Here is a 14000-nt window from a genome sequence, read left to right on the forward strand (position 1 = left end):
CTACCGTGGTCCCCATGCCCCGCCCGACCACCGCCCCGGCGACCCCCTGGCGCGCCCCCGAGGCCGCCGACGGGGGCGCGCGCCGCGCCGCGCCGCCGGCCCGCTGGCGCACCCCGGCGGGGACGGCGCGCCGGGTCGCGGCCGCGCTGCTGGTGGCGCTCCTCGCGGCCGCCGGCGTCGGCGTGACGTGGCGGGTGTTCGTCGGCACCGAGCAGGGGCAGGCGGTCGACCAGGCGGCGCTCGACGGCGCGCACATCGGCCAGAACCGGCTGTGGGACGTCGCGGAGCCGGTGCTGGACGTCGTCTCGGTCGGGTTCATCGCGGCGGCCGTCGTCGCGTGCGCGGTGATCGCGTTCGCCCGGCGCCGGTGGGGGCTGGCGCTGGTCGCCGCGGGCGTGCTCGCCGGCGCGAACGTCACGACCCGCGTCCTGAAGTACTGGGTCCTCGACCGGCCGGACCTCGGCTACGGGCCCGAGTTCAACACGCTGCCGAGCGGGCACACCACCGCGGCGGCCTCGGTCGCGGCGGCGGTACTGCTCGTGGTGCCGCCGCGCGCCCGGCCGTGGGCCGCGGTGCTCGGCGGTGCGTACGCGGGGGCCACGGGCGTGAGCACGCTCGTCGGCCAGTGGCACCGGCCGTCCGACGTGGTCGCCGGCCTGCTGGTCGTGCTCGCCTGGGGCGCGCTGGCGTGCGCGGTGCTGGCGCTCGGCGTCGACACCGCGACGGACCGGCGCCCGCCGACGGCCGCGCTGCGCACCGTCGCGCGCGGTGGCGGGGCGGCCCGGACCGCCCGGCGGGACGGGCCCGGCACCGCCGTGGCCGCCTGGCTGCTCGCCGCCGTGACGGCGCTGGCCGGGGCCGCGGCGCTGGTCGCGCTGCGCCGCACCTGGCTGTCCGACGACCCGGTCGGCTCCACGGCGGCGCTCCTGACGTCGTACGGTGGCGGGGCGCTGGGCATCGTCGCGGCCGCGGCCGCGTCGTCCGGCGCGCTGCTGGTGCTGCGCCGGTCCGCCACCTCGGGGTCGGACCGCGTGGGACCGACGTCGTAGAGTTCCCCCGCACCGGCGGTGGCATGCTGTCGCCGCCCGCACGCCCGGCACCACGGGTCGGCAGTCCGAAGGAAGCAGGAGCGCATGTCCGCAGGTCGCAAGCTGGTCATCGTGGAGTCGCCCGCCAAGGCGCGCACGATCGCCGGGTACCTCGGCGACGGCTTCGACGTGGAGGCGAGCGTCGGTCACATCCGTGACCTGCCGCAGCCCAGCGAGCTGCCCGCGGAGATGAAGAAGGGCCCGTTCGGCAAGTTCGCGGTCGACGTCGACAACGGCTTCGCGCCGTACTACGTCGTCGACTCGGACAAGAAGAAGAAGGTCACGGAGCTCAAGCGGCTGCTCAAGGACGCGGACGAGCTCTACCTCGCCACGGATGAGGACCGCGAGGGCGAGGCCATCGCGTGGCACCTGCTGCAGGAGCTCAAGCCCAAGGTGCCGGTCAAGCGGATGGTGTTCCACGAGATCACCCGCGAGGCGATCACCCGCGCGCTGGAGAACACCCGCGAGCTGGACGACCGGCTGGTCGACGCCCAGGAGACCCGGCGCATCCTCGACCGGCTGTACGGCTACGAGGTCAGCCCGGTGCTCTGGCGCAAGGTCCGCCAGGGCCTGTCCGCCGGCCGCGTCCAGTCCGTCGCGACCCGCCTGGTGGTCGAGCGCGAGCGCGAGCGCATGGCGTTCCGCGCGGCCGACTACTGGGACCTGACCGCGACGTTCGCCGTCGCCGACGCGGAGGAGCCGTCGTTCGGCGCGCGCCTGGCGCAGCTCGGCGAGCGGCGCGTGGCCGCGGGCCGCGACTTCGGCGACGACGGCGTGCTCAAGGGCTCCGGCGCCTCCCGCCCGGTGCACCTGGACGAGGGCGCCGCGCAGGCCTGGGTGTCCGCGCTGGACGGCGCCGGGTACGCGGTGCGCTCGCTCGAGACCAAGCCGTACACCCGCCGCCCCGCCGCGCCGTTCACGACGTCGACGCTGCAGCAGGAGGCCAGCCGCAAGCTGCGCATGTCGTCCCGGCAGACCATGCGCACCGCGCAGACGCTGTACGAGAACGGCTACATCACCTACATGCGGACCGACTCGCCGAACCTGAGCTCGCAGGCGATCGACGCCGCGCGCCGGCAGGCGTCGGAGCTCTACGGCGCGGACCACGTGCCCGACAAGGCCCGCGTGTACGCGTCCAAGAGCAAGGGCGCGCAGGAGGCGCACGAGGCCATCCGCCCCGCCGGGGACAACTTCCGCACCCCCGCCCAGGTGGCGCGCGAGCTGTCCGGCGACCAGTTCCGGCTGTACGAGCTGATCTGGAAGCGCACCGTCGCCTCGCAGATGGCCGACGCCCGCGGCTCGACCGCCTCGGTGCGGATCGCCGCGACCGTCCCCGCGCCCGAGCTGCCTGCGGGCAGCACCGCGGCGGACGGCCCGGCCGCCGGCGCGCCGACCGACGCGCTGTTCGCCGCGTCCGGCACCGTCATCACGTTCCGCGGCTTCCTCGCCGCGTACGAGGAGGGCCGGGACGTCGACCGGTACGCCTCCGACGCCGAGGGCAAGGCCGCCGAGGGCGCCAAGGAGACCCGGCTGCCGCAGATGGCCGAGGGCGACCGGGTCACCGAGTCCGACCTGACCGCCGACGGCCACCGCACCTCCCCGCCGCCGCGGTTCACCGAGGCGAGCCTGGTCAAGGCGCTCGAGGAGCGCGGCATCGGCCGCCCGTCGACCTACGCCGCCACCATCTCGGTGATCCAGGACCGCGGCTACGTCACCAGCCGCGGCCAGGCGCTCGTGCCGAGCTGGCTCGCGTTCGCCGTGACCCGGCTGCTGGAGGAGAACTTCGACCGGCTGGTCGACTACGACTTCACCGCCTCGATGGAGGAGGACCTCGACGCCATCGCCGCGGGGCAGAAGGACCGCGTCGACTGGCTGACCCGGTTCTACTTCGGCTCCGAGGCGGCCGAGGGCCCGGATGGCGACGGCCTGCGCGAGCTCGTCGCCAACCTCGGCGAGATCGACGCCCGCGAGGTCAACTCGATCGACATCGGCGACGGGATCACGCTCCGCGTCGGCCGGTACGGGCCGTACATCGAGGAGTCGGGCGGCGAGCCCGGCCCGGACGGCAACCCGCGTCGCGCGTCGGTGCCGGACGACCTGGCGCCGGACGAGCTGACGGCCGAGAAGGCCCGCGAGCTGCTGGAGACCCAGCCCGAGGGCGACCTCGTGCTGGGCACCGACCCGACCACGGGTACGACGATCGTCGCGAAGAACGGCCGGTACGGCCCGTACGTCACGGAGCTGCTGCCGGAACCCGAGCTCGACCCGGGCCTGTCGGCGGCGGCGAAGAAGCGCGCGCTCGCGGCGGCGCCCAAGCCGCGCACGGGCTCGCTGCTGAAGTCGCAGTCGCTCCAGACGATCACGCTGGACGAGGCGCTGCAGCTGCTCAGCCTGCCGCGCGTGGTGGGCACCGACCCGGAGTCGGGCGCCGAGATCACCGCGCAGAACGGCCGCTACGGCCCGTACCTGAAGAAGGGCACGGACTCCCGCACGCTGCCGTCCGAGGAAGCGATCTTCACCACCACGCTGGAGGAGGCCCTGGCCATCTACGCGCAGCCGAAGCGGGGCCGCGGGGCGACCGCGACGCCGCCGCTGCGCGAGCTCGGCGAGGACCCGACCTCGGGCAAGCCGATCGTGGTCAAGGACGGCCGGTTCGGCGCGTACGTGACCGACGGGGAGACCAACCGGACGCTGCCGCGGGACACGACGCCCGAGTCGATCACGCGGGAGCAGGCGGTCGAGCTGCTGGCGGAGAAGCGCGCGTCGGCGCCCAAGAAGAAGCCGGCCGCCAAGAAGGCCGCGGCGCCGCGCAAGAAGGCGGCCGCCAAGAAGTAGGGGTCCTCAGACCTCCAGCACGACCCAGCCGGGCCCCGGGACGTCCACGGACGCGCCGGGGCCCGGCTGCGTCCCCGGGGCGACGGCGGGGCCGGCGTGCGCCACGACCGCGGCCCCGGCGGGCGCGGGCAGGCGCCACGCGGCGTCGTCGAGGTTGAGCGCGACCAGCAGCGCCGCCGACCCGTCCGCCGCCCGCGCCGCGTAGGCCAGCCGGGTGTTCGTCACCTCGACCACGTGGGTCCGGGCGGTGTGCAGCCAGGGGTGCCGGCGGCGCAGCCCGAGCAGCGCCGCGTGCCGGTCGTGAGTGGCCCACCCGTCCGGCGCGACGTCGGGACCGGCGAGGTCGTCCGGCGTCGGCGGGTACGGCGGGCGGACCTCGTCGTCGCCGCCCGCGCGGTCCTCCTTGATCCCGCGGTACGCCTGCTCGTCGCCGTAGTACACCGCCGGCGTGCCGCCGACCGTCGCGAGCACGACCAGGGCGAGGCCCGCGAGCGTCGCGTCGCCGACCCGGCTGGTGATCCGGGTGACGTCGTGGTTGCCGACGAACGTGTACGGCACGAAGTGGTCGAGGAACCCGTCGTGCCGGCCGAGGGTCCAGACCAGCTCGTGGAGGTTCCGCTCCGCGATCGAGGACCAGGTGGCCTTCCACAGCTCGTACTGGGTGACGGCGTCCAGGCCGGACTCCGCGACGAACGCCGGGTAGTCGCCGTGGATCACCTCGCCCATCAGGTAGGCGTCCGGGTGCGCGGCGCGCACCCGCTCGGTGACCCGGGCCCAGAACGCCGTCGGCACCGCGTACGCCGCGTCGAGCCGCCAGCCGTCGGCGCCCGCGTCGAGCCAGTGCGTCATCACGTCGGCGACCAGGTCGACGACCCGGGGCTCGTCGTGGTTGAGGGTCACCAGCGAGCGGTGGCCCTCGAAGCAGTCCCACTCCGGGCCGTCGTCGGTCCAGCGGATCCGGAACAGGTCCGCCTCGGGCGAGCCGGGGCCGCCGGCGAGCGCGGCGCGGAACAGCGGGTGCCGGTCGCCGACGTGGTTGAACACCCCGTCCAGCATGACCCGCACGCCCCGGCCGCGGGCCGCGGCGAGCAGCCGGTCCAGGTCCGCCCGGTCGCCGAGCCGCGGGTCGACCCGGTAGTGGTCGACGGTGTCGTAGCCGTGCGTGCTCGACGCGAACACCGGGCCGAGCGCGAGGCCGTTCAGCCCGAGGTCGACCAGGTAGTCGAGCCACCGCTCGACGTGCGCGAGCCGGTGCGCCACCGGCGCGCCCGGGTCCGGGGCGGCCGGCTCGGCGCCCGTGAACCCCAGCGGGTACACGTGCCACCACATCGCGTGCTGCACCCACGGCGCGGCCATCGGCGTCCTCCCTCGTCAGCGGCTCCCTGCGACCCTCGCAGGTCGGGGACGGCCTGTCACGCGGGGGCGGCGGGGCCGCCCGCCCGTCACGTGCCGACGTACCGCAGCGGCGGGCGCCCGGGCCCGCCGTACCGGGGCGCGCGCCGGCTGGCGCCCCGGGCGACCAGGTGCTCCAGGTACCGGCGCGCGGTGACCCGGGACAGCCCGGTCACGACGGCCGCCTCGTCCGCGGTCAGGCCGTCGGGCGCGGCGGCCAGGGCGGCCCGGACCCGGTCGAGCGACTCCGCCCCGAGCCCCTTGGGCAGGTGCTCGCGGCCGGGCGGCCGCAGCGTGGCGACGAGGGCGTCCACCTCGCCCTGGTCGGCGACGACCCGGCGGCCCGCCGCGGCGGCGCGGTACGCGGCGTACGCGTCGAGGTGCTCCCGGAGCGCGGCGAACCGCAGCGGGGTCACGAGGTAGTGCACCGCGCCGAACCGGACGGCCGCCCGCACCGCGGCCCGGTCGCGGACGGCCGTGGCCACCAGCACGTCCGGGGCGCCGCGCGCGTGGTGCAGGGCGCGGCACACGTCGAGGCCCGGCCGCCCCGGCAGCGCGAGGTCGAGCAGCACCAGGTCGACGCCGCCGCGCACGGCCCGGGCGAGCGCGGCGTCGCCGTCCCCGGCCAGGCCCACGGTGCGGAAGCCGGGGACCCGGTCGACCAGCAGCCGGTGCTCGCGCGCGGTCGCGGGGCGGGCGTGGGCGACGAGCACCCGCAGATCGGCGGAACGCGGGTCGGCGGCCGGCATGCGCCCAGTGTCGGCACGCCCGGCGGGCCACCCATCCGGGTTTGAGTGGTCGGGGCCGCCCGATGAGGGGACGGCCCCGCGAACGGGTATCGCCGAACACAACGACCGCAACGCCCGGTTCGCGGCGGTCTGTCGCCCCCCAGCGGTCGCGACCGCCCCGAGGGTCGGGTCATGCCCGCGCTCCGGGGCCACGGGTCCCCGGGGCGACCGTCCCGCCCCGGAGGCACGCCGCGCATGGCCCAGGACACCGCCGCCCCCGACCCCGGCGCCACGCCGCCCGAGGCCCCGCCCGGCGGTGCCGCCCCGCCCGGCGCCGGGACGGCCGCCCCCGCCCCGGCGCGGCTGCGACCCGTGCCGCTGGTCCGGACGGCGATCCCGCTCGTCGTCGGGGTCGTGCTCTGGTTCGTGCCGCCGCCCGCGGGCGTGGAGGCGCCGGCCTGGCACATGTTCGCGATCTTCGTCGCGACCATCGTCGGCGTCATCGCCCGCCCGCTGCCGATGGGCGCGGTGACGATCGTCGGCCTCGTGGCGACGGTCGTGACCGGCGTGCTCGAGCCGGCCGAGGCGCTGTCCGGGTTCTCGAACACCACGATCTGGCTGATCGTCGTCGCGTTCTTCATCTCGCGCGGCGTCATCAAGACCGGGCTCGGCGCCCGGCTCGCGCTGTTCTTCGTGTCCCGGCTCGGCCGCAGCCCGCTGGGCCTCGCGTACGGCCTCGCCGCCACCGACCTCGTGCTGGCCCCGGCCACGCCGTCGAACACCGCGCGCGCCGGCGGCGTCATCCAGCCGATCGTCCGGTCGATCTCGTCGTCCTACGGCAGCGAGCCCGGGCCGACGTCCCGCCGCATCGGGTCGTACCTGACCAGCACGGCGTTCCACGTGAACACCGTGACCTCCGCGATGTTCCTCACCGCGATGGCGGGCAACCCGCTCGCCGCGCAGCTCGCCGGCGACCAGGGCGTCGACATCACCTGGGGCACCTGGGCGCTCGCGGCGATCGTGCCGGGGCTCGTGGCGCTGGTCGTCGTGCCGCTCGTGGTCCGCGCGATCGACCCGCCGGAGGTGCGGCGCACCCCCGAGGCGGCCGAGCGGGCGCGCACCGCGCTGCGCGAGCTCGGCCCGCTGTCCGCGGGGGAGAAGGTGATGACGGGCACGATCGTCGGGCTGCTGCTGCTGTGGACGCTCGGCGACGCGCTGCTCGACATGTCGGCCACCACGACCGCGCTGATCGGGCTCGTCGCCCTGCTGCTCACCGGCGTGCTCACCTGGGACGACGTGAAGCAGGAGACGCAGGCCTGGGACACGCTCGTCTGGTTCGCGGTGCTGGTGATGATGGCGACGCAGCTCAACGCGCTCGGGCTCATCCCGTGGCTCAGCGGGGAGATGGCCGCCCTGGTCGGCGACATGGGCTGGCAGCAGGCGTTCGTGCTGCTGACGCTCGTCTACTTCGTGAGCCACTACCTGTTCGCGTCCAACACCGCCCACATCTCCGCGATGTACGCCGCGTTCCTGGCCACCTCGATCATGGCCGGCGCGCCGCCCGTGTTCGCCGCCCTCGTGCTCGGGTTCATCTCGAGCCTGTTCGCGTCGCTGACCCACTACTCGACCGGCCCGGCGCCCGTGCTGTTCGGCTCCGGCTACGTCCCGGTGCTGCGCTGGTGGCGCACCGGCGGCGTGGTCGCGGTCGTGAACATCGTGATCTGGATGGGCGTCGGCGGCCTCTGGATGAAGGCCATCGGCATGTGGTGACGCCCCCCGCCCCGACCACCCCGACCCCACCGCACCGCCCCGCCCGGACGAAGGAGAGCGCCATGAGCGAGACCCCGACCGAGATCCCCGCCGGCTTCCGGCTCGAGCACGACACGATGGGCGACGTGCTGGTGCCCGCGGACGCGCGCTACCGGGCCCAGACCCAGCGGGCGGTGCAGAACTTCGCGATCTCCGGCACCCGGCTGCACCCCCGGCACGTCGCGGCCCTCGCGGAGATCAAGCGGGCCGCGGCGCTCGCGAACGCCGAGCTCGGCGTGCTGCCCGCGGACGTCGCCGCCGCGGTGGTCGCGGCGGCGGAGGAGGTGGCCGCGGGCGAGTGGGCCGACCAGTTCCCCGTCGACGTGTTCCAGACCGGCTCCGGCACGTCGTCGAACATGAACGTGAACGAGGTGCTGGCCACCCTGGCGACGGAGCGGCTGGGCCGCCCGGTGCACCCGAACGACCACGTCAACGCCTCGCAGTCGTCCAACGACGTGTTCCCCGCGTCCATCCACGTCGCGGCCGCCCAGGCGGTGCTGACCGACCTGCTGCCGGCGCTCGGCCACCTCGCCGGGACGCTGGAGACGCGCGCGGCCGAGCACGCCGACGTGGTCAAGGCGGGCCGCACCCACCTCATGGACGCCACGCCCGTCACGCTGGGGCAGGAGCTCGGCGGCTACGCCGCGCAGATCCGGCTGGGCGTCGAGCGGGTGGAGGCGGCGCTGCCGCGGCTCGCCGAGCTGCCGCTGGGCGGCACGGCCGTCGGCACCGGGATCAACACCCCGCCCGGGTTCCCGCAGCGGGTGATCGCGCTGGTCGCCGACCACACCGGCCTGCCGCTCACCGAGGCGCGCGACCACTTCGAGGCCCAGGGCGCGCAGGACGCGCTGGTCGAGACGTCCGGCGCGCTGCGCACGGTCGCGGTGTCGCTGGTGAAGATCTGCAACGACCTGCGCTGGATGGGCTCGGGGCCGCGCACCGGGCTCGCGGAGATCGCGCTGCCCGACCTGCAGCCGGGGTCGTCGATCATGCCCGGCAAGGTGAACCCGGTGATCCCCGAGGCGGTGCTCATGGTCGCCGCGCAGGTCATCGGCAACGACGCCGCGGTGGCGTTCGCCGGCACGACCGGGTCGTTCGAGCTCAACGTCATGCTGCCCGTGATGGCGCGCAACCTGCTGGAGTCGGTCGCGCTGCTCGCCACCGGCGCGACGCACCTCGCCGACAAGTGCGTGGCGGGGTTCGTCGCCGACCGCGAGCGGTGCCGGCAGCTCGCCGAGTCGTCGCCGTCCGTGGTCACCCCGCTCAACCGGCTGATCGGCTACGAGGCCGCCGCCGCGGTGGTCAAGCACGCGATGGCCCACGACCTGACGATCCGCGAGGCGGTGCTGGCGCTCGGGCACGTCGACGAGGGCCGGCTCACCGTCGAGCAGCTCGACGCGGCGCTCGACGTCCTCGCGATGACGGTCGCCCCGGCGGTGCCGTGATGCAGGCGGTCCGCACGGACGTCGCGGTCGTCGGCGGCGGGGGCGCCGGGCTGCGCGCGGCGATCGCCGTGGCCGAGGCGCACCCGGAGCTCGACGTCACCGTGCTGTCGAAGGTGTACCCGATGCGCTCGCACACGGTCGCGGCCGAGGGCGGGGCGGCGGGCGTGGTCGGCGCCGACGACTCGCTGGAGCAGCACTTCGCGGACACCGTGTCCGGCGGCGACTGGCTGTGCGACCAGGACGTCGTGCAGTACTTCGTCGAGCACGCGGCGCACGAGATGTACCGGCTGGAGCGATGGGGCTGCCCGTGGAGCCGCACCGACGCGGGCGCGGTGAACGTGCGGCGGTTCGGCGGGATGAGCCGGCCGCGCACCTGGTTCGCGGCGGACAAGACCGGGTTCCACGTGCTGCACACGCTGTTCCAGACGTCGCTGCAGCACCCGTCGATCGCGCGGATGGACGAGTGCCTGGCCCTCGAGCTGGTGGTGCGGGACGGCCGGGTCGCCGGCGTGCTCGCCTACGACCAGCGCGAGGGCTACCCGGTCCTGGTCGAGGCGGGCGCGGTCGTCATGGCCACCGGCGGCGCCGGCCGGCTGTACGCGCAGAACACCAACGGCGCGATCGTCACCGGCGACGGCATGGCGCTGGCCTACCGGGCCGGGGCGCCGCTCCGTGACCTGGAGTTCGTCCAGTACCACCCGACCGGCCTGCCCGGCTCCGGCATCCTCATCACCGAGGGCTGCCGCGGCGAGGGCGGCATCCTGGTGAACGCCGAGGGCCGCCGGTACCTGCAGGACTACGGGCTGGGCCCCGAGACGCCGGTGGGCAAGCCCGAGAACAAGCACATGGAGCTCGGCCCGCGGGACCGGCTGTCCCAGGCGTTCTGGCACGAGCAGCGGGCGGGGCGCACGATCGCGACCCCGCGCGGCGACGCCGTGCACCTCGACCTGCGGCACCTCGGGCCCGCGTACCTGCGCGAGCGGCTGCCGCTGATCTGCGAGCTGACCGAGCAGTACCTCGGGATCGACCCGGCCACGGCGCCGATCCCGGTGTGCCCGAGCGTGCACTACTCGATGGGCGGCATCGAGACGGACGTGACCACGGCGACGCCGCTGCCGGGCCTGTTCGCGGTCGGGGAGTGCGCCTCCTCCGGCCTGCACGGCGCGAACCGGCTGGGGTCCAACTCGCTGGCCGAGCTCGTGGTGCTGGGCCGGGTGGCGGGGGAGCGCGCGGGCGCGTTCGCGCTCGCGGAGCCGACCCCGGCCGACCCCCGGGTGCGCCGGGACGCCGCCGACGCCGCGGCGCGGCACCTGTCGATGATGGGCCGGGGCTCCGAGCCGCAGGTCGAGATCCGCGAGGCGCTCGGCCGGGCGATGGACGACGGCGTCGGCATCTTCCGCACCCGCGAGGGCATGGAGCGCACCGCCGCGACGGTGCGCGGGCTGCGCGCCCGGTTCGCCGACGTGCGGGTGGCGGACACCTGCCCCGTCCACAACACCGACTGGGCGTCCGCGGTCGAGCTCGGCGCGATGCTCGACGTCGCGGAGGGCCTGGTCGCCTCGGCGCTCGCCCGCGAGGAGTCCCGGGGGTCGCACCAGCGGCTCGACGGGTTCGGCGAGCGCGACGACGAGCGGTTCCTCGCGCACACCCGCGCGTGGTGGACACCCGACGGGCCCCGGCTGGAGCACACCCCGGTGACGATCACGACCTCGCCGCCGGCGACGCGGGCGTACGGGGCGGCGGGGGCGGCCGCCGGCACGGGCACGGCCGCCGGCACGGGCACGGGCACCGCCGCGGGCACGGGCACGGCCGCCGGCGCAGCCGAGGGGGCCGGCCGGTGAGCGGCGAGGTCCTCGGCACGATCACGCTGCGCGTCCAGCGCTACCGCCCCGACGCCGACGAGGCGCCGCACCTGGTCGAGTACGCGGTGCCGTGGGGCCAGGACACCTCGGTGCTCGACGCGCTCACCTGGATCAAGGACCACCTCGACCCGACGCTAGCGTTCCGCTGGTCCTGCCGGATGGCGATATGCGGGTCCTGCGGGTTCATGCTGAACGGCGTCCCGCGGCTCGGCTGCGAGCACTTCGTGCGCGACTACGCGCCGGGCCCGCTGGTCGTCGAGCCGCTGGCGAACCTGGCCGTCGAGCGCGACCTCGTCGTCGACCTCGAGCCGTTCCTGGCGTCGCTCGAGCGCGCGCGGCCCTGGCTCGTGCCGGACCCGGAGGACCCGCCGGGGGAGACGGGGAACCGGCAGACGCCGGAGCAGATGCTGGCGTACCACGACTACGCCATGTGCATCGACTGCCTGCTCTGCTACGCCGCCTGCCCCCAGGTCGCGCTCGCCCCCGACTTCCTCGGGCCCGCGGCGATCACGGCGGCCGTCCGGTACGACAAGGACTCCCGGGACCACGGGTCCGACGACCGGCTGCCCGCGCTCGACCGCGAGGACGGGCTGTGGGCGTGCACGTTCGTCGGGGCGTGCTCGACCGCGTGCCCCAAGGGCGTCGACCCCGCGGCGGCGATCCAGCAGGCCAAGGCGGCGACGGCGGCGGCGTGGGCGGCGGAGTTCCTGCTGCCGCGGCGCGGGGGCCGGCCGTGAGCGCGCGGGGCGCGGCCGGGCCGCCGCGCGACGGTGTGGCCGGGCCGCCGCGCGAGGGTCCGGCCGGCGTGCCGCGCGGGGGCTCGGCCGGCCCGCCCGGCGACGGCCCGCCCGGCCCGCCGGGCTCCGCCCGCCGCCCGCACCGCCCGCCCGTCCGCCGGACCTGGTTCCTGGCGACCCGCGAGTACCGGGCGTACGCGCTGCGCGAGGCGTCCAGCGTCGTGGTCGGGCTGTTCGTGCTCAACCTGGTGATCGGCCTGGTGTCCGCGCACCGCGGGGTCGACGCGTTCACCCGGTGGGTCGAGCTGCAGCGGTCGGCCCCGGTCGTGGTGCTCACCGTCGTGGCGCTGGTGATGGCGGTCGTGCACGCGACGACCTGGTTCCAGGCGACCCCGGCGATCATCCGGGTGCGCCGCGGCCGCCGGCAGCTGCACCGCGGCTGGGTGGTGCTCGCGCACTACGTCCTGCTCGCGGCGTTCGCCGTCGTCGTCGTGCTCTGGCTCGGGAGGCCGTGATGCGTCGCTGGGAGGGGCGGACGAACGAGCCGCTGTTCTGGGCCCTGTTCGGCGGCGGCGGGATGCTCGCCGTGTTCACCATGCCGGTGCTCGTCGCCGTGTTCGGGCTGCTGGTGCCGTTCGGGGTGTTCGGCGAGCCTGCGGACGTGCACGCGCGGGTGGCGGGGTTCGTCACGCACCCGCTCGCGGCGCTCGCGATCAGCCTCGCGCTGGGCCTGGTGCTGTGGCACTGCTGCCACCGGACCTGGCACGGGCTGCGGGACCTCGGCCTGCACCCGCCGGAGGTGGTGCGCGCGGGGATCTACGGCGTCGCGCTGCTGACGCCGGCGATCACGTACGCGCTCTGCCTCGCGGCCTGACGCGCGGGGCGCCCCGCGACCGGGGCGCCCCGGCCCGCGTCAGTGCGCGACGTGCGGCACCGGCTCCGGCAGCCCCGCGTCGGCGCGGACCCGGCGCGAGAAGCCCTCGATCGACCGCAGCGCGTCCACCAGGTCCGGCACCCGGACGGTGAACGGCATCGCGTGGATCGTCTCGCCCTCCGCCGTCGCCGCCTCGGCCACCCGGGTCAGGTCCGCGACGTCGCCCGGCGTCAGCCCGACCTCGGTCAGCGTGTTCGGCAGCCCGACCCGGGTGGTGAACTCGACGAACGCGCGGATCTCCTCGACCGGCGCGCCCTCGAGCACCAGCTGGGTCACCGAGCCGATGTTCACCTTCTGCCCGTGGGTCAGCCCGTGCGTCTGCGGCGCCGCGGTCAGGCCGTTGTGGATCGCGTGCGCGGCGGCCAGCCCACCCGATTCGAAGCCCAGGCCGGACAGCAGCGTGTTCGCCTCGACCACCTTCTCCACCGACGGGGTGACCAGGTGGTCGCGCACCGCGTCGATCGCCGGCAGCGCGTGCTCCCAGAGGATGTCCCAGGACAGCCGGGCCAGCGCGGTGCCGGTCGCGGTCGGCAGCCCGCCGGCCATCGTCGTGCCGTCGCCGCGGGCCACCGCCCGGGCCTCGATCCAGGTGGCGAGCGCGTCGCCGACCCCGGCGACGAGGAACTTCACCGGGGCGTTCGCCACGAGCCGGGTGTCGACGAGCACCAGGTCCGGGTTGTGCGGGAAGAACCGGTACTCCTCGAAGCCGCCCTCGTCGTCGTAGATCACCGACAGCGCCGAGCAGGGCGCGTCCGTCGAGGCGACGGTCGGCACCGACACCCAGCGCGTCCCCGCGAGGTGGCCGGCGGCCTTGACCGCGTCGATCACCGAGCCGCCCCCGACGCCGACCACCACGTCGGCGCCGAGCTCCTTCGCCCGGTCGGCGATGGACTCGACCGCCGCGGCCGTCGCGTAGACGCCGAACCCGTCGCGGGTCAGCGGCAGCCCGGCGGCGTCGAACGACCGGGTGACGGCGTCGCCGACGAAGCCCCAGACGACGTCGTCGGCGACCACGAGCGGGGTGCGGCCGATCGGGGCGACCAGCTCCCCGAGGCGCTCGATCGCGCCGGGGCCCTGCGCGTACCGGGCGGGGCTGATGAGGGTGCGGACGGGCGGGTGCTCCTGGGTCGCGGACACGGCTCCTCCTCGTGGGTCGCGTCGGCGCCGGGC

At 75.9% G+C, this 14000-nt stretch carries 11 protein-coding genes; 8 read left to right on the forward strand and 3 right to left on the reverse strand.

Translation table 11 applies throughout. The features are described 5' to 3' along the window. The first annotated feature begins 14 nt into the window (after positions 1 to 14). Together VER05_RS06670 and topA are read left to right on the forward strand one after the other, a co-directional pair. On the forward strand, positions 15 to 1049 hold the full coding sequence (locus tag VER05_RS06670; RefSeq protein WP_324844595.1) for a phosphatase PAP2 family protein: 1035 nt from the start codon (positions 15 to 17) through the stop codon (positions 1047 to 1049). A gap of 84 nt (positions 1050 to 1133) precedes the next feature. Next, positions 1134 to 3923, forward strand: a complete 2790-nt coding sequence (gene topA / locus VER05_RS06675) for a type I DNA topoisomerase (RefSeq protein WP_324844596.1) — start codon at positions 1134 to 1136, stop codon at positions 3921 to 3923. A gap of 6 nt (positions 3924 to 3929) precedes the next feature. Here the strand turns inward: topA and VER05_RS06680 are convergent, their stop codons facing one another. Together VER05_RS06680 and VER05_RS06685 are read right to left on the reverse strand one after the other, a co-directional pair. After that, positions 3930 to 5279 (reverse strand): alpha-amylase family protein, encoded by a 1350-nt coding sequence (locus tag VER05_RS06680; protein WP_324844597.1) that lies wholly within the window; start codon positions 5277 to 5279, stop codon positions 3930 to 3932. An 86-nt stretch (positions 5280 to 5365) separates the two neighbouring features. Further along, a complete protein-coding gene (locus tag VER05_RS06685; protein WP_324844598.1) occupies positions 5366 to 6064 on the reverse strand; it encodes a response regulator in 699 nt (232 codons plus the stop codon). A gap of 234 nt (positions 6065 to 6298) precedes the next feature. Here VER05_RS06685 and VER05_RS06690 point away from each other — a divergent pair, with 234 nt between their 5' ends. The 6 genes from VER05_RS06690 to frdD all read left to right on the forward strand — a co-directional run bounded on the left by VER05_RS06690 (position 6299) and on the right by frdD (position 12770). Beyond that, a complete protein-coding gene (locus tag VER05_RS06690) occupies positions 6299 to 7813 on the forward strand; it encodes an anion permease (protein ID WP_324844599.1) in 1515 nt (504 codons plus the stop codon). A 62-nt stretch (positions 7814 to 7875) separates the two neighbouring features. After that, on the forward strand, positions 7876 to 9297 hold the full coding sequence (locus tag VER05_RS06695; protein WP_324844600.1) for a class II fumarate hydratase: 1422 nt from the start codon (positions 7876 to 7878) through the stop codon (positions 9295 to 9297). Beyond that, positions 9297 to 11138, forward strand: coding sequence for a fumarate reductase (quinol) flavoprotein subunit (gene frdA, locus VER05_RS06700; RefSeq protein WP_324844601.1), 1842 nt, complete (start codon positions 9297 to 9299; stop codon positions 11136 to 11138). The genes VER05_RS06695 and frdA overlap by 1 nt, the downstream gene beginning before the upstream one ends. Beyond that, a complete protein-coding gene (locus tag VER05_RS06705) occupies positions 11135 to 11896 on the forward strand; it encodes a succinate dehydrogenase/fumarate reductase iron-sulfur subunit (protein WP_324844602.1) in 762 nt (253 codons plus the stop codon). Before frdA ends, VER05_RS06705 begins: the two co-directional genes overlap by 4 nt. Positions 11897 to 11964: 68 nt before the next feature. Then, the gene (locus VER05_RS06710) at positions 11965 to 12411 is read left to right on the forward strand and encodes a hypothetical protein (RefSeq protein ID WP_324844603.1); all 447 of its coding nucleotides are present in this window, start codon (positions 11965 to 11967) and stop codon (positions 12409 to 12411) included. Continuing rightward, positions 12411 to 12770, forward strand: a complete 360-nt coding sequence (gene frdD, locus VER05_RS06715) for a fumarate reductase subunit FrdD (protein WP_324844604.1) — start codon at positions 12411 to 12413, stop codon at positions 12768 to 12770. Before VER05_RS06710 ends, frdD begins: the two co-directional genes overlap by 1 nt. Before the next feature lie 39 nt (positions 12771 to 12809). On the opposite strand, the gene VER05_RS06720 is transcribed toward frdD, so the two are convergent. Further along, positions 12810 to 13967, reverse strand: a complete 1158-nt coding sequence (locus VER05_RS06720) for a glycerol dehydrogenase (protein WP_324844605.1) — start codon at positions 13965 to 13967, stop codon at positions 12810 to 12812. Positions 13968 to 14000 lie beyond the last annotated feature (33 nt).

The organism is Cellulomonas sp., from assembly GCF_035634735.1.
Classification (GTDB): Bacteria; Actinomycetota; Actinomycetes; order Actinomycetales; family Cellulomonadaceae; genus Cellulomonas.

Coding starts and splice junctions, on each gene's coding strand:
- VER05_RS06680 (WP_324844597.1), bottom strand. CDS start 5,279: ATGGCCGCGCCGTGGGTGCAGCACGCGATGTGGTGGCACGTGTACCCG.
- topA (WP_324844596.1), top strand. CDS start 1,134: ATGTCCGCAGGTCGCAAGCTGGTCATCGTGGAGTCGCCCGCCAAGGCG.
- VER05_RS06685 (WP_324844598.1), bottom strand. CDS start 6,064: ATGCCGGCCGCCGACCCGCGTTCCGCCGATCTGCGGGTGCTCGTCGCC.
- VER05_RS06695 (WP_324844600.1), top strand. CDS start 7,876: ATGAGCGAGACCCCGACCGAGATCCCCGCCGGCTTCCGGCTCGAGCAC.
- VER05_RS06690 (WP_324844599.1), top strand. CDS start 6,299: ATGGCCCAGGACACCGCCGCCCCCGACCCCGGCGCCACGCCGCCCGAG.
- frdA (WP_324844601.1), top strand. CDS start 9,297: ATGCAGGCGGTCCGCACGGACGTCGCGGTCGTCGGCGGCGGGGGCGCC.
- VER05_RS06670 (WP_324844595.1), top strand. CDS start 15: ATGCCCCGCCCGACCACCGCCCCGGCGACCCCCTGGCGCGCCCCCGAG.
- frdD (WP_324844604.1), top strand. CDS start 12,411: ATGCGTCGCTGGGAGGGGCGGACGAACGAGCCGCTGTTCTGGGCCCTG.